The following is a 13,950-nucleotide window of genomic DNA, read 5'->3' on the forward strand; positions in this document are numbered from 1 at the left end:
ATAGCAGTGAGGCTCAGGCTGGTTCCCCGTCGAGGCTGTATTCAGGGCCTGACCGCCCAGGATGCTCAGGAGGAGATTATGGCCGTCGGGCTGCCCAGCAACCCCACCGGAACCGGCCTGCTTTCACGAGCAGTGCTTCTGTCGAGCGCCCTGAGTTTGGCAATCATGACGAGTTGCGAGCGATATTCCTTGGTTCCTACCACCGCGAGGAGTGAACTTCGAAGCTGTATCCACTCCGGCTGTATCCCTTTTCAGAGATACGGTGACCTCGGTTCTCCCCGTATCTATCTGGTGCCTGGAGAGAGTGCTATGAGGGAGTATCTGGGGTTACAGGGCGTCAGCATGGAGCAATTCGCTGCTTCGGAAGCGGGGCGCGATTTTGTGCGGCGTCATACCTTTATAGGAGAGGATGTCGTCAGTCGAGATTACGTGAATTTAAACGGCCGGTCACGCTCCTTCATTTGCCTCACGGACTCGGATACGAGGAATTATCGCTGCACCGTAGACGGTCACCCCCTTCATTTCGGCTTCCCGCCCATCAACGTAACGGGTGGTGAGCTGGTCACTTTTGACGGTGTGCTGGCGGATTGATGCATCGTCCGGTCGGCAAAGTGGGCCTGGGTAGGTTTTTCTGCAAGTTGGGCCGGGCGGTTTTTGCTTCAGCCGCTCTGAACGAGGGTCGGCGCGGAACCAGTCGGGGGAGCAGGCTGAACCGACCTCCATTCCCATCCAGCGCGGCGACCCAGCCCCTATGATGAACCCGCTATGAAATTCTGGCTGCTTACCGCCGCGCTGCTGGGGTCCGCCGCGACCGCCGCGCCCCTCACCGTGACCATCCTCCACACCGACGACCTGCACGGTCACCTCGATCCGGTCAAGGTGGGCGAGGGCACCTACGGGGGCTACTCCCGCCAGACCACGCTGGTCCGCAAGCACACGGCCGAGGACCCCAATCCCCTCGTGCTGTCGGGCGGCGACACCTTCCAGGGCACGCTCTTTTACAACGTCTACCAGGGGCTGGCCGACGTGCTGTTCATGAACTACCAGGGCTATCAGGCGATGGCGGTGGGCAACCACGAGTTCGACAACGGCCCCGAGGCCCTCGCCCGCTTTGCCCAGAAGGCCCAGTTCCCGCTGCTGGCCTCCAACCTCGACCTCAGCGCCGAGCCGCTGCTCAAAGACCTGATCAAGCCCTACGCGATCCTCAACGTGGGCGGGCAGAAGGTCGGGGTGATCGGCGCCGTGACGCCCGATCTGCCCCTGATCAGCTCGCCTGGCGACAACGTGAAGATGCTCGAACTGATGGCGAGCCTGAACAACAGTGTGAAGGCGCTTCAGGGCGAGGGGATCAACAAGGTCATTCTGGTCTCGCACCTGGGCTACACGCTGGAGCAGGAAGTGGCGAAGACCGTGCCCGGCATCGACGTGATCGTGGGCGGGCACTCGCACACCCTGCTGGGCACCTTCGACAACAAGGACTTCCCCACCCCGGAGGGGCCTTACCCCACGGTCGTCCCCAACCCCGACGGCAACCGCACGCTGCTGGTCGCTGCCTGGGAATGGGGCAAGGTGCTGGGCCGCCTGAAGGTCACCTTCAACGACGCGGGCGCGGTCGAGGCCTTCGAGGGCAACCCCATCGTGGTGTCCGCCGACGTGGCCGAGGACCCCACCGCCAAGCGCATGATCGAGACGCTCAGCGTGCCCATCGCCGCCCTGCGCCGTCAGGTCATCGGCAACACGACGTCGGGCCTCAACGGCGCCCGCGAAATTGTCCGCAAGCGCGAGAGCGGCATGGCGAACGTGCTGGCCGACGCCGCCCTGGCCGCCGGGCAGCGCGCCGGTGCGGTGATGGCCTTCGTCAACGGCGGCGGCGTGCGCTCCTCCATCGACGCGGGGCCGATCACCTTCGAGGAGGCGATCACCGTGCAGCCGTTCGGCAACACGCTGACGATCCTCGACCTGACCGGCGCCGAGATCAAGCAGGCGCTGGAGCACGGCGTGGCGACCTGGAGCGAGAACAAGGGCCAGTTCCTGCACGTCTCCAAGGGCGTGAGCTACACCTTCGACCTCTCCAGACCCGCCGGAAGCCGCGTCACCGCCGTCACCCTGAACGGTCAGCCGCTGTCCGACACCCAGACCTACACGGTCGCGATGAACACCTTCACCGCCAAGGGCGGCGACGGCTTCGACGTGTTCAAGAACGCGAAGGGCCGCCGCCTGGACACCGGCACCCTCGACGTGGACCTGCTGGTGAACTACTTCAAGGCCAACCCCACCGTGGACGCCCAGCCGGAAGGCCGCATCGTGCTGGTGAACGAACCCAAGTAACTCCAGACCTGCAATCACACGGGGGAGGCGCGTGTAGAGCGTGCCTCCCCCGTGTGCGGTGTTGTGTGCTGAAGCGAAAGCCTGCCGCCCCGAGTGATCCGGCGCGGGCCGGGGGGCCAGAGTCAGCCCCCCCGGGTCAGCCTGCCGCCCCCGCTGGCGCCAGCACGGGCGCGAAGCTCTGGCTGGGGCCGAACGTCTCGGTGAAGCGGCGCTCGGCGGGCACATTCAGGCGGTCGAGGATGTTCTCCACAGCCTGGGTGAAGCCTTCCGGGCCACAGTAGTAGTACTCGGCGCCCCCCTGCGGCAGGTGCGGGCGCAGCGTCTCCAGCCGGATCAGCCCGGCCTCGTCGTGGTGCTCGCCGGGGCGGTCTTCGGCGGTCACGTCGGTGTAGTAGACCAGCTTGCGGATGTGGGCGTGCGTGCGGGCCAGCTCGTTGACATGCTCGCGGAAGGCGTGGGCCGAGGCGCCCAGCGTCGCGTGGACGAACAGGACCGGGCGGTCAGAGCCGGAGGCCACCAGCGCATTCAACATGGACAGCATGGGCGTGACCCCCACCCCGCCGCTCAGCAGCACGACCGGGCGCTCCGAATCTTGCAGGCAGAAGTCGCCCGCCGGGGTGTGGACCAGCAGCTCGTCGCCTTCCTGCACGTCGTCGTGCAGAAAGTTGGAAATCAGGCCGCCGGGGGCGAAGGGGTCACTCTGCGGGGCGAGTTCGCGCTTGACCGCGATGCGGTACGTGCGGCTGTTCGGCGCGTCGCTGAGGCTGTACTGGCGAATCTGGTCGGTGTCCTGGCCCGGCACCCGCACCTTCACGCTGAGGTACTGCCCGGGCCGGAAGTCCGGCAGCGGCTGGCCGTCCACGGGTTCAAGGACCAGCGAGGCGATCACGCGGCTTTCTTGCACCTTGCCCACCACCCGGAAGGGTTTGAAGCCGCGCCAGCCGCCGGGTTGCTCGGCCGCGCCCGTGTACATCCGGTCCTCCACGCCGATCATGATCTCGGCGAGTTGGCCGTAGGCCGCCGCCCAGGCGTCCAGAATCTCGGGTGTGGCGGCGTCGCCCAGCACGGTGGCGATGGCCCCCAGCAGGTGCTCGCCCACGATGGGGTAGTGCTCGGGTAGCACCTCCAGGCTGACGTGCTTGTGCGCGATGCGCCCCACCATGCCGCCCAGCCGCTCGGGGTGGTCGATGTTCGCCGCGTAGGCCAGCACCGAGGCGGCCAGGCTGCGTGCCTGCCGTCCGGTCTTCTGGTTGGCCGGGTTGAAGATGTTGAGCAGTTCCGGGTGCGCCTGGAACATGGAGGCGTAAAAGAGCCGGGTAATGGTTTCGCCGTGCGCTTCGAGCGCGGGAACGGTGGCCTTGACGATGGCGGTCTGTTGGGGGGTCAGCATGGGTCGGGGTTCTCCGTGAGCGGGAAAGGGGGCGGGAAGGAAGGCTCAGGCGAGGTCGAGCAGGGTAACCAGGACGCGGGTGCCGTCCTCCAGCGCCTGACTGGAAAAGAAGCCGTCCGTCTGGACGTGGGTCACCTCGCCCGCCGCGAGGTCGCGCGGCTGGCCGTCCACGTGCAGGCGCAGCCGCCCACCCAGCACGGCGACGACCACGGCCTGTCCGGCGTGGGTGTGCGGCGGCAGGCCCTGGCCCGCGCGGTACTCGAACAGCAGGGCGCGGCCTCCGGGCGCTTTGACCAGCACCTGCGGGGCGGCAGGCCGGATGGAGTCAGTGGTCATGGACGGGGACCTCCGGGAAAGGCTGAGCGAAACGTTCCAGATTGGGGCGCATCCGGCGGGCCAGGGTCAGCATGGCCGTGGCCTCGGCGGGACCGAGCTGCTCGCTCAGCGTCTCCTCCCACAGCGTCAGCCAGCGGTCAAAATGCGCCGGGCCGATGCCCAGGCCGCCGTGCGCGGGGCCGGGCTGACCCCGGTACGCGCTCGGCCCGCCCGTCACCGCCCGCCAGAAGCCTTCCAGCCGGGAGATGTGCAGGGGCCAGCCTGCGCGCGGAAAGGGACCGATCTTGCGGGCAAAGACCGGGCCGAGGTCAGGGTCCTGGGTCACGCGGGCGTAGAAGGTCCACAGCAGGCGGCGCAAGGCCTCCTCGCCCACGCGGGCAAACAGGCTCGTCTCCGGGGTGAGGGACAGCGTCATCGGACCACCGCGCCAGTTCCGCAGGGGGGGAGAGGGGAGGGCAGCTTCAGGCCAGGCCCCCCGGCCCGGCAGGAGGCGCGGAGGCTTGCGCCGGGCAGGCAGGGCGAGGACGGGCAGGCGAGGGTGGACATGGGGTGACCTCCGGAGTTGTGGACATACGGGTCCACTTATCCATTGACGGCGTCAGGCTAAAGCGCGGTAAACTGGATGTCAAGGTCCACTTTGGAACCCTGCGGTGGACCGGGGATCAGGAGGAGGCGCCCGTGTTTTCACAGACGACCGAATACGCGCTGCGGGCCGTGGTCACGCTCGCGGGTGCGGCAGACCGCCCGCTGACCACCGCCGAGATTGCCGAACGCACCCAGGTGCCGCCCGGCTACCTGTCCAAGGTGCTGCAAACCCTGGGCCGGGCCGGGTTGATTCAGGCCTCGCGCGGGCTGCGCGGGGGCTACCGCCTCAGCCGCCCGGCGCACGCCATCCCGATGCTGGAGGTCGTGAATGCCGTGGGGCCGCTGGGGCGCGTCCGCGAGTGTCCGCTGGGCCTGCCCCAGCACACGGCCCTGTGCCCGCTGCACCGCCAGATCGACGACGCCGTGGCCCACATCGAGCGCCAGCTGGCCAGCAAGACGCTGCACGACATGATCGACCCGGCGCTCACGGTTCCGGGCGCGCCGGGCACGGGAACGCCCGACCCGGCGCCGGGCCTGCTCGCCCGCGCGCTGGAGCCGTCCGCCCCCTGAGCGGCCCAACGTCACGCGCGTCCCCGCTCGCTCCCCCGGCAGGTCTACCTCCAGGAGGCCCCCACCATGACCCTTCCCTCCCCGGCACCCCACGGCTCCCCCACGCTGGCGGGAACGCTGAGCGCCGAGCTGCGCGGCGACTTTCCGATCTTCACGCACCGGCCCGAACTCGCCTTTCTCGACTCGGCGGCGTCGGCCCAGAAGCCCCGGCAGGTGATCGAGGCGGTGGCGGAGTTTTACGCGCACGACTACGCCAACATCCACCGCGGCGCCTACGGCCTGTCCATGCAGGCCACCGGGCGCTTCGAGGCGGTGCGCGAGAAGGTGGCCCGCTTCTTCGGCGCCGGGTCGCCCGACCAGGTGGTGTTTACCCGCAACGCCACCGAGGCGGTCAACCTCGTGGCGTACAGCTGGGGCCTGGACAGGCTGAGGGCCGGGGACGTGGTGCTCGTGAGCGAGATGGAACACCACGCGAACCTCGTGCCCTGGCATCTGGTGACGGCGCGGGTCGGCGCGCGGGTCGAGGCGGTCCGCATGACCCCTGACGGGCGCCTGGATCTGGAAGACTACGCGGCCAAGCTGGCCCGGCTTCCGGTGCGGCTGGTGGCGCTTCAGCATGTCAGCAACTTGCTGGGCACGGTCCACCCGGCGCGCGAGCTGGTGAGGCTGGCCCACGCGCGCGGGGTGCCGATCCTGCTCGACGGGGCGCAGGCGGCGCCGCACCTGCCGCTCGACCTCACGGCGCTGGGGGCGGACTTCTACGTGCTGAGCAGCCACAAGATGTTCGGCCCGACCGGCGTGGGTGCCCTCATCGCCGGGCCGGGGCGGCTGGGCGACCTGCCTCCCTTCCTGGGCGGCGGCGACATGATCCGCGAGGTGTTCGCGACCCACAGCACCTACGCGGGCGCGCCCGCCCGGTTTGAGGCCGGAACGCCCGCCATCGCGGAGGTGGTGGGCTTCGGGGCCGCGCTGGACTATCTGGATACGGTCGGGATGGCTCGCCTCGAAGGGCACGAACGGGCGCTGCTGGCCTATGCGCTGGAGCAGCTGCGCCCCATCGAGGGTCTGACCCTTTACGGTCCTGCCCTCGATTCTTCGGACGCTTCCGGCGGCGGGCGCAGCGCCGTGGTCAGCTTCAACGTGCGGGGGGCGCACGCCCACGACGTGGCCTCCTTTCTGGACGAGGCGCACATCTGCGTGCGGGCGGGTCACCACTGCGCCCAGCCGCTGATGCGGGCGCTGGGGGTGCCGGGCACGGCCCGCGCCAGCTTCTCGCTGTACACCACCCCCGCCGAGATTGACCGGCTCGCCTCGGCCCTGCGGGAGGTCGCGGCCTTTTTCGCGGAGGAAGACGGGGCGTGAGCGATCTGCGCACGCTGTACCAGGGGGTAGTGCTCGACCACTACCGCAGACCGCGCCACTCCGGCGCCTTGCCCGGCGCCACCCACGCTGGGGGCGGCCACAACCCCAGTTGCGGCGACCGCTTACAGCTGACGTTGCGGGTGCGCGGCGAGGTGATCGAGGACGTGGGCTTTACCGCCCAGGGGTGCGCGATCTCGGTCGCCAGCGCCAGCCTGATGAGCACCCTGCTGCCCGGCAAGACCGTGGCGCAGGCGCTCGCGCTGGCAGACCGCTTCAGCGCCATGCTTCAGAGCGGCGACCCCGACCCTGCTCTTGGCGACAGCGCCGTGCTCAGCGGGGTGCATGCCCTCCCCGCCCGGGTCAAGTGCGCCGCGCTGGGCTGGCAGACCCTGCGGGTGATGCTGGAGCGCCCGCCGGGAGGGTAGAGGCCCCGGCGGGCGCGGCCCGGCCGGAAGCGCCTGCCGACCCGGGCACCTGCTTGCTCAGGCCTGCTCGCCGGAGGCCGCGTCCTCCTGGGTGCGCTTCTTGTGGCGGTACATGGCGCGGTCGGCGCGCGAGAGCCAGGCGCTGGGTGTCTCGCCGCGCTGCCAGGGGGCCGCGCCCACGCTGGCCCCGGCCTGGGCGTAGCTGCGGCGGACCTCCTGCGTCACGGCGGCCACGACCTCCTGGGCCGTCTCGGGGGTGGCCCGGCGAAACAGCAGCGCGAATTCGTCGCCGCTGAGGCGGTAGGCGCGGGCGGTCCCCTGCACCTCGCGGGCGAACCCGGCGGCAAAGCGGCGCAGCAGGTCGTCGCCCGCCGCGTGGCCCAGCGTGTCGTTGACGCCCTTGAGGCCGTCGACATCGATCACCGCCAGCAGGGTGCCGGGCCTGGCCCGCGCGGCGGCGGCCGTCAGGTCCTGTTCCAGCTTGCGGCGGTTGTGCAGCCCGGTGAGTGAATCCCGGTGGGCGAGTTCGCGCATGGCGCGCGCCTCGGCCCGCTCGCTCGCCAGTTGCGCCCGCGCCCGGCTGAACGACGCCAGCACCAGAATCAGGACGCCGTGCGTGAGCAGCAAGGTCAGCGGAAAGGTCGCGCCGTCAAAGGCCCCGTTGCCCCCCAGCGTCCGCACGCTGTGCGGCAGCGCTGAGAGCAAGAAGGCCGCCAGCGTCGCGGCGGACCACAGCCCGGCGGCGCGCGGGCGCCTCTGCACGAAAAAGAACACGTAGACGGTCGTGGTGTGCAAGACGACCGCCAGCAGGGCCATCGGCGTGACCGGGTCCTCCGGCAACACGTACAGGGCGATGGTCCAGGCGCTCAGCAGGCACAGCGCGTAGGCCTGGGGCGCGGCGGCCAGCAGCGCCGCGCGCCGCCGGGGGGAGCCGAACAGGGCCAGCAGGTCGAAGGCGATGAGGCCGACGATGACGGTCAGGTACGGCGACCAGAGCTGCCCCAGGGCGGCCAGGATCACGACGGCGATCAGCGCGGCGACCAGCGGCACCCACAGCAAGAAGCGCTGCGGATCGAGCCGCCGCAGCCGGGCCGCCGCGCGCCGCATCAGCCGGGCCACCGGGGGGCCGCCAGCCTCACCCTGGCCGGGCATACGCGGGTCTGGAAATCACCGTGGGGGGTCACGTCGGCACCTTTCGGAAGGGTGGAGAGAAGAGGGGGCGGGGGGTGGGCAGAAAACGGGCGCAGAGGAAACGGGCGCAGAGGACAAGCACACAAGCCGAGCACGACAGAGGACGAGCAAAGCGCTGGGAAAGGGACGGGGTGACCCAGGGCCTCGCAGGCGCCCCCGGCCCCTCTCATGGCCGAAACTGTAAAAGCAAAACCGTCACATGCTCATCACTCTTGAGCGCACAGGCGCGGCCCCGGAGAAGCTGCCACTCGGTCCGGGGCCGCGCCTGACGCATCTTTTCGACCACGCTTCCCCCGTCGGGGGTGGGGGGAGGGTCCCTTCAGGGCTGGGGGGCCGGAGCCGGCACCGGCGCCAGCGCCTCTTGCAAAGGATCGTGGCCGTCCCAGCGGCCCCCGGCCGCCAGCACCGTGAAGCGGGCGAACAGTTCCTCGCGGTACCAGCCTTCCCGGCGGGTGCGGGCGATGGCCTCCCGGTGCCCGGCGCCCTGATACGCAAAAGCGCGCAGGTCCGCCGGGCTGCGCCACACGCTGAAGGTCACCTGGTGCAGCAGCGGCGTCTCGCCCAGCCCCAGCGAGGCCAGCAGGCCGGGATGCCCGCGCAGCCCCGCCTGCGAGGCCGGGACCGCCCGCCAGAAGGCCGCGAGCTGGCCTGGGCGCACGCTGGCGCGGGTCAGGACCGCCAGCGGGCCGGAAGCGTCGGGCGCCTCCCCGGCCGTATGCCGCAAGGCCGGGCCAAAGGGTTCGCGGCCCCCCCAGCGGCCGTGCCAGCGCACCGGGCGCAGCAGCAGGGTGTAGCTTTCCGCCACCCGCCCGCGTTCCTGCGCCCGCCAGCGGCTTTCCTCGAAGCGCTCGAACTCACGGCGCGACGCCCACACGCCCAGCCGTGCCCAGCGCCGCCAGTCGGCTCCCAGCGTCAGGTCCGCGCCGCGTCCGGTGCCCAGCAGGCGGTAAAACCGCAGCCCCGGCACCCCGCGCAGGTGCAGGTGGTCGCGGCCCATGCGGGTGAAGCCCTCCCAGGCCCGGCGCTCCCCGTAGCGGTTGAGCGTCAGGCTGACGACCGGCCCGGCTGGGGCGCTCACGGCCGCCCGCTTCTGCGCAGGGGCCTCACTGGACCGGCTTGATCTCCGACAGCGAGGTCGAGGTCGAGTCGATGCGCTGCTGGCGCAGCTTGCCCAGCTCCTGGGCATCGACCGCGTCGTCGGCCATCACTATGGTCTGGCACAGCAGCAGCAGCGAGGCGCTGACGCTGCCCGGCAGCGCGCGCAGGCCGGGGCGGCCCAGCACCACGCCCTGGCGGCCGTCGGTCAGCAGCAGGGTCGTGGGACCGACCAGCAGCCCGGCGCTGGCGGGCGAGGCCCAGGTCCGGGCGCGGCAGGCGAGCAGTTCGGCCCGCCAGTTGTCGGTGCTGGCGTCGCTGTCGGCGCCGGGGCCTGCGCCGCGTTCACCGGCAACCTGCCGGGCGCGGGCCAGCAGCCCGGAAATCAGGGTCTGGACCGTCTCGCCCTGATCGCTGCCAAGCTGGGTCAGCGGCCCGGTCAGGGCCTCGCGGGGCACCTCGCCGCGTTGCCAGGCCCCGACGAGGCCCAGCCAGTCGGGCGCGGGGGCGAAGGGGGAGGGGTCGGTGGGGCTGCTCATCGGGGGCACCTCGGGTCAGGGAGTCTGGCGCTGGGGGACGGAGTCTGGGACCACTGGATGTCGAGGGTAGCCCACCGCCCGCCTCCGGGTGGTAAGTCTCCGGTGACGAACGGGTTGGCCCGGCCCTCCCGGAAGGGCGCCCCCCCCCGCCCCCCCGCTCTCAGAACACCCGTTTCAGGACACCAGGTCGCCCACCTGATAGCGGCTGGAATGGTGCGACCAGGCCAGGATGCCGCCCACCCGGGCACGCAGCAGCCGGGCGTATTCACGCAATTGCTCGTCCTCGTCCTCGCCGAAGGTGGGCAAGGCCTGTTCTCCGGCCAGGAACTGCTCGACCTCGTGGTGGTACATGCGGGCCGCCTCGTCCAGGGCCGCTTGCTGGCTCAGGCGGCGGGCGTGCATCAGCACCGGGATCAGGTTGTGCACATCGCCGTCTTGCAGCTCTTTTTCCAGCGACAGGATGTCGTTGGACCAGCACACCGCCCGGTCGGCGTGGACCGCGAGCTGGCGCACCTGCGGGTGGTCGCGCACGGCGCGCGGCAGCCGCACCCCGTCCATGACCTCCAGAAAAGCCCCGTCGATCTGGAGGCCCGCCGTGATCGGCCGCATGTGCAGGTAGTCGGCCAGCGTGGGCACGCTGCCGCTGGCGCGGTTGGCCGCCTCCCAGCTCAGGGCTTCCAGGTAGGCGCGCACCTCTCCGGTCAGCTCCGCGAACCACGTCGGCCCGCCCCAGGTCAGCAGCCGCCCCCGCACGTCGGCCAGGGCGTGGGCGAACGGCTCGTCGTCGGGCCGGAGTGTCCCGCCCTGAAACACGCTCAGCAGGCGGTCGACCAGGCTCTGAAGCCGCGCCGGGTCCCTGCCGATGCCCGAGGAATCGCAGCGGTCGTCGTGCAGGAACATCAGGCTGTACCAGTCGGCGGTGAGGCGCAGCGCCGCGCGGCAGGCCCGGGGGTGCAGGGCGGCCGCCAGCCCCACGAAGCCCGCCGCAAAGGCCGTTCTCGCGTGCGCGTTGCCGGGGCCGAGGCCGAACTGCTCCAGCCACGCCGAGGTTTCCTCACACAGCTGAGGGTCGGTGGTCGGCAGCCGGGCCGCAAAGGGGTTGTGCAGCGGGGGCAGATTCAGCGGCTCGCCGGGGGTCAGCGCCACCTCCACCCGGTTTTTCGCGGCGTGTTTGGCGCGGTAGAGCGCCTCGTCGGCCCGCTGCATCAGCGCCGAGACGCTCTCGCCGTCGCGGTAGGCGGCGACCCCGAAACTGGCGGTGATGGTGCCCGCCTCGCCAAAGGTGTGCCGCGCCAGCAACACCCGCAGCCGCTCGGCCAGCGCCCGGGCATGCACCAGGTCGGTGTGTCCGGCCAGAATCAGGAACTCCTCGCCGCCCCAGCGCGCGATCTGGTCGCTGCCGCGCAGCTCGTACTGCATCAGCCGGGCCGTCTCGCGCAACACGAAGTCGCCCCGCTCGTGGCCGTACAGGTCGTTGACCCGCTTGAAGTCGTCGATATCAAAGAGAATCACCGCCCAGCACAGGCCGTACTGCTGAAACTGCTCGGCCTGCTGCGCGAGGCGCGCTTCCATCCGGCGGCGGTTGGCGAGGCCCGTCAGCGTGTCCTGGTGGGCCAGACGCTCCATTTCTCCAAAGCGCGTTTGCAACTGAAACAGCTGGGTCTTGAGGCTGCCCAGCACGTACAGCATCGCCAGCCACAGCCCGCTTGCCAGGTAGAACTCGGTCAGCCGCGTCAGGCTGCCCAGGCTCTGCGGCCCCACCGCCACCACGGCCCACAGGCCCGGCAGCACGCTGAGGCCGTAGATCAGCAGCGAGCGTTTCAGCGCCTCCTGAAGGCGGTAGATCAAAAAGGCCAGCAGATAGACGAAAGGCGCCCAGATGTAGACCTGGGCGACCTCGGCGTCGGGTACGGGCAGCGAGGCGGGGAGGGCCAGCGAGCCGAACTTGGCGAGAAAGGTCGCGGCGGCCACCAGAAAAAAGCCGTGCTCGATCCAGCGCAGCGGCACCGTCCGCAGGTACAGCAGCAGCGTCAGGCCCAGCAGCGCGCAGGCCAGCAGCGGCAGCGCCACCTGGTTGAAGCTGAAAGGGTCGTCCCCGTGCCGCATGTCCAGCGCGAGGGTCAGCACGACCGCCAGCAGCGTCACCGGCAGGGCAATCAGGTAAGCCTGACGTTTGAGCAGGCTGATCTCCACTCCTGTTGTCGACATATCCAGGGTCACCCTCGTTGGCTTGGAGAAGTGGCGGCGTCCTCCCGCCGCCGTGACCGCCGGGTCACGCAGGCCGGGTCACGCAGGGTCGGCCCCTGCCCGGTGGCGCGTGCGCTGACGGCGTGGCGAGAGCCACAGCCTAGCGCGCCGGTCGGGCAGGCGCGCGCAGGTTTCTCACGGCGCGGCCGGTTGTCTGAGTGGCCGGTTGTCTGGGTGGCCGCCGGAAGGGACGCGCACACGGCCCCGCTCCCAATCCTGGTCCCAGGCACAGTCGCCAGCCCGGCCAGTGCCGGGGGCCAGACCGGGAAACAACAGGCCGGGGACCGGGAAAACGCGGCGGGTCAGCCCTCAGTCGCTGCTAAGCAGTGGGCGCAGACGGCCGGGCCACTCCCCGGCAGGTTCGGCGCGGCGGGCGGGCGCCTGAATCACCCGCACGGGCATCACCGGCACGGCGCTCGCGCTGCACGGCCGCCTGCGCGACGGACCCGAACAGCAGGTGGGCCACCCCACGCCTGCGCCTCGGCCAGGATCGCTTCGGCGGGGACGCCAGAACACCACCTCGGCCGTCTCGCCCGCCTCCTCGCCCACCTCCAGGTGCTGGCGCAGGGGCCGCCGGGCGCGCGGGTCCCGGTTCCCCGGAGGCGGCAGGCCTGCGGAAAGTGCAGGCGGGCCGTATCCAGCGCGAGCGCCGAGCGGGTCGAGAAATCCAGCGGCACCAGGAGCCGTCCAACCATCCTCTGTCCTCCCGTCCCGGCCTGCCGCCCCGCGCCTAGCCCTCGCCGGCCAGCATCCGCCAGCGCGCGCCCGGCGGCCCCGGCAGCGGCCAGCGGCCCGGCACGACCTGCACGGGCAGCCGCGCCTCGAGCAGCAGGTCGCGGGTGACCCGGCCCAGCTGGCGGCTGTCGGGATCGGCCTGGCCGTGCGGGCCGAGCACCAGCAGTTCGGCCCGCAGGCGCGCGGCCACCGCCAGGATGACCTGGGCCACCGGGCGCCCGTGGCCGGGTTCCACCACCACGTGGGCCGGACGGCGGCTGCGCCCCGCGAGCGTGCGCAGGCGGCTCTCGGCCCGCCGCGCCGCCTCGCCGTCTGGCGAAGTGTCTTCCACGTCTTCCAGCACGTGCAGAAGCGTCAGGCTGCCCCCGATGGCGCGCACGAGGTCACAGGCATGGTGCACAGCGCGCACGCTGCACACCCCGAAATCCACCGGAACGAGTACTTGACGAAACACCTTCTGCCTCCGGGTCGGGACCGACCTGTGCTCAGCGTGTGGGCGGGGCATTACCGGCAGGTTACCGGCCCTTCAGCCGCGTTTTCGGGCCGTGGTGTAATGGGCGTGGCGGGTGTGACCCTCTGACCGCCTGAGCAGGGGAGACGCCCGAGCAGGAGAGAAGGAGGCGGGCATGAACACCTCGTATCCCGACTACCACCGCCAGTTGCAACGGCGTATCGCGCAGCTCTACCGCGAGCTTCCCGGGCCGATGGGCGGCTTCGGGGACCTGAACCGCACCACCCTGACCGAAGGCGCCCTGAGCCTCAAGACCAAGGAGCTGATGGCCCTCGCCATGGCGATCCACGCCCGCTGCGAGGGCTGCGTCGCCTACCACGTCCACGACTGCCTGCGGGCCGGGGCCACCCGCGAGGAACTGCTCGAAACGGTCGCGGTGGCCGTCTTGATGGGCGGCGCGCCCTGCCTGATCTACGGCGCCGAGGTGCTGGAGGCCCTCGAGCAGTTCGGCAACCTGGCCGCCGCCCCCTGAGCGGCGATGAGGCCGCGCTCGATTCGGCCTTGACCAGGGGCGAGAAGTACCTCCAGAACCCCTGGAGCCTATCGCGGCCCCCGGCCCTCTCCCTGCGCGATCTCTCCTCCCCAGGAGACAGGGAGGGGGAATGGCGGGCGTGGACGCGCCTGCCTTCCGGCCTG

At 70.8% G+C, this 13,950-nt stretch carries 14 protein-coding genes; 6 read left to right on the forward strand and 8 right to left on the reverse strand.

Annotated elements, in window-relative coordinates; translation table 11 throughout:
• Positions 1-309 precede the first annotated feature (309 nt).
• Together HNQ09_RS06855 and HNQ09_RS06860 are read left to right on the forward strand one after the other, a co-directional pair.
• Positions 310-591 carry a hypothetical protein gene (locus HNQ09_RS06855; RefSeq protein WP_184027175.1) on the forward strand — a complete coding sequence of 94 codons (282 nt, stop codon included), beginning with the start codon at positions 310-312 and terminating at the stop codon, positions 589-591.
• Between the two features lie 174 nt (positions 592-765).
• Positions 766-2,328: a bifunctional metallophosphatase/5'-nucleotidase gene (locus HNQ09_RS06860; protein WP_184027178.1), complete on the forward strand. Its 1,563-nt coding sequence runs from the start codon at positions 766-768 to the stop codon at positions 2,326-2,328.
• Positions 2,329-2,464: 136 nt separating this feature from the next.
• Here HNQ09_RS06860 and hmpA read toward each other — a convergent pair whose 3' ends face one another.
• Genes hmpA through HNQ09_RS06875 form a run of 3 tightly spaced genes read right to left on the reverse strand, consistent with a single transcriptional unit; the run spans position 2,465 to position 4,469 of the window.
• The gene (hmpA, locus tag HNQ09_RS06865) at positions 2,465-3,718 is read right to left on the reverse strand and encodes an NO-inducible flavohemoprotein (RefSeq protein WP_184027181.1); all 1,254 of its coding nucleotides are present in this window, start codon (positions 3,716-3,718) and stop codon (positions 2,465-2,467) included.
• A 45-nt stretch (positions 3,719-3,763) separates the two neighbouring features.
• Positions 3,764-4,054: a cupin domain-containing protein gene (locus tag HNQ09_RS06870; protein ID WP_184027184.1), complete on the reverse strand. Its 291-nt coding sequence runs from the start codon at positions 4,052-4,054 to the stop codon at positions 3,764-3,766.
• The gene (locus HNQ09_RS06875; RefSeq protein WP_184027187.1) at positions 4,044-4,469 is read right to left on the reverse strand and encodes a group III truncated hemoglobin; all 426 of its coding nucleotides are present in this window, start codon (positions 4,467-4,469) and stop codon (positions 4,044-4,046) included. Before HNQ09_RS06875 ends, HNQ09_RS06870 begins: the two co-directional genes overlap by 11 nt.
• A 263-nt stretch (positions 4,470-4,732) precedes the next feature.
• Between HNQ09_RS06875 and HNQ09_RS06880 the strand changes: the two genes are divergently transcribed.
• The 3 genes from HNQ09_RS06880 to sufU all read left to right on the forward strand — a co-directional run bounded on the left by HNQ09_RS06880 (position 4,733) and on the right by sufU (position 6,996).
• Complete coding sequence (locus HNQ09_RS06880; protein ID WP_184027189.1) at positions 4,733-5,209, forward strand: Rrf2 family transcriptional regulator; 477 nt, start codon at positions 4,733-4,735, stop codon at positions 5,207-5,209.
• 66 nt (positions 5,210-5,275) lie between these two features.
• Complete coding sequence (locus HNQ09_RS06885; protein WP_184027191.1) at positions 5,276-6,571, forward strand: aminotransferase class V-fold PLP-dependent enzyme; 1,296 nt, start codon at positions 5,276-5,278, stop codon at positions 6,569-6,571.
• Positions 6,568-6,996 carry a Fe-S cluster assembly sulfur transfer protein SufU gene (gene sufU, locus HNQ09_RS06890; RefSeq protein ID WP_184027193.1) on the forward strand — a complete coding sequence of 143 codons (429 nt, stop codon included), beginning with the start codon at positions 6,568-6,570 and terminating at the stop codon, positions 6,994-6,996. Before HNQ09_RS06885 ends, sufU begins: the two co-directional genes overlap by 4 nt.
• A gap of 57 nt (positions 6,997-7,053) precedes the next feature.
• Here the strand turns inward: sufU and HNQ09_RS06895 are convergent, their stop codons facing one another.
• The 5 genes from HNQ09_RS06895 to HNQ09_RS06915 form a co-directional block, all read right to left on the reverse strand.
• The gene (locus HNQ09_RS06895) at positions 7,054-8,115 is read right to left on the reverse strand and encodes a GGDEF domain-containing protein (protein ID WP_343057644.1); all 1,062 of its coding nucleotides are present in this window, start codon (positions 8,113-8,115) and stop codon (positions 7,054-7,056) included.
• A gap of 391 nt (positions 8,116-8,506) precedes the next feature.
• Positions 8,507-9,265, reverse strand: coding sequence for a spheroidene monooxygenase (locus tag HNQ09_RS06900; RefSeq protein ID WP_184027195.1), 759 nt, complete (start codon positions 9,263-9,265; stop codon positions 8,507-8,509).
• Positions 9,266-9,290: 25 nt separating this feature from the next.
• On the reverse strand, positions 9,291-9,821 hold the full coding sequence (locus HNQ09_RS06905; protein WP_246363203.1) for a hypothetical protein: 531 nt from the start codon (positions 9,819-9,821) through the stop codon (positions 9,291-9,293).
• 174 nt (positions 9,822-9,995) lie between these two features.
• A complete protein-coding gene (locus tag HNQ09_RS06910) occupies positions 9,996-12,029 on the reverse strand; it encodes a terpene synthase family protein (RefSeq protein WP_184027197.1) in 2,034 nt (677 codons plus the stop codon).
• A 769-nt stretch (positions 12,030-12,798) separates the two neighbouring features.
• Complete coding sequence (locus HNQ09_RS06915) at positions 12,799-13,257, reverse strand: universal stress protein (RefSeq protein ID WP_184027199.1); 459 nt, start codon at positions 13,255-13,257, stop codon at positions 12,799-12,801.
• Between the two features lie 172 nt (positions 13,258-13,429).
• Here HNQ09_RS06915 and HNQ09_RS06920 point away from each other — a divergent pair, with 172 nt between their 5' ends.
• A complete protein-coding gene (locus HNQ09_RS06920) occupies positions 13,430-13,786 on the forward strand; it encodes a carboxymuconolactone decarboxylase family protein (protein ID WP_221269676.1) in 357 nt (118 codons plus the stop codon).
• Positions 13,787-13,950: the final 164 nt, after the last annotated feature.

The sequence above is a fragment of the Deinococcus budaensis genome, from assembly GCF_014201885.1.
GTDB lineage: Bacteria > Deinococcota > Deinococci > Deinococcales > Deinococcaceae > Deinococcus > Deinococcus budaensis.

Coding starts and splice junctions, on each gene's coding strand:
- HNQ09_RS06855 (WP_184027175.1), top strand. CDS start 310: ATGAGGGAGTATCTGGGGTTACAGGGCGTCAGCATGGAGCAATTCGCT.
- HNQ09_RS06860 (WP_184027178.1), top strand. CDS start 766: ATGAAATTCTGGCTGCTTACCGCCGCGCTGCTGGGGTCCGCCGCGACC.
- hmpA (WP_184027181.1), bottom strand. CDS start 3,718: ATGCTGACCCCCCAACAGACCGCCATCGTCAAGGCCACCGTTCCCGCG.
- HNQ09_RS06870 (WP_184027184.1), bottom strand. CDS start 4,054: ATGACCACTGACTCCATCCGGCCTGCCGCCCCGCAGGTGCTGGTCAAA.
- HNQ09_RS06875 (WP_184027187.1), bottom strand. CDS start 4,469: ATGACGCTGTCCCTCACCCCGGAGACGAGCCTGTTTGCCCGCGTGGGC.
- HNQ09_RS06885 (WP_184027191.1), top strand. CDS start 5,276: ATGACCCTTCCCTCCCCGGCACCCCACGGCTCCCCCACGCTGGCGGGA.
- HNQ09_RS06905 (WP_246363203.1), bottom strand. CDS start 9,821: ATGAGCAGCCCCACCGACCCCTCCCCCTTCGCCCCCGCGCCCGACTGG.
- HNQ09_RS06910 (WP_184027197.1), bottom strand. CDS start 12,029: ATGTCGACAACAGGAGTGGAGATCAGCCTGCTCAAACGTCAGGCTTAC.
- HNQ09_RS06920 (WP_221269676.1), top strand. CDS start 13,430: ATGAACACCTCGTATCCCGACTACCACCGCCAGTTGCAACGGCGTATC.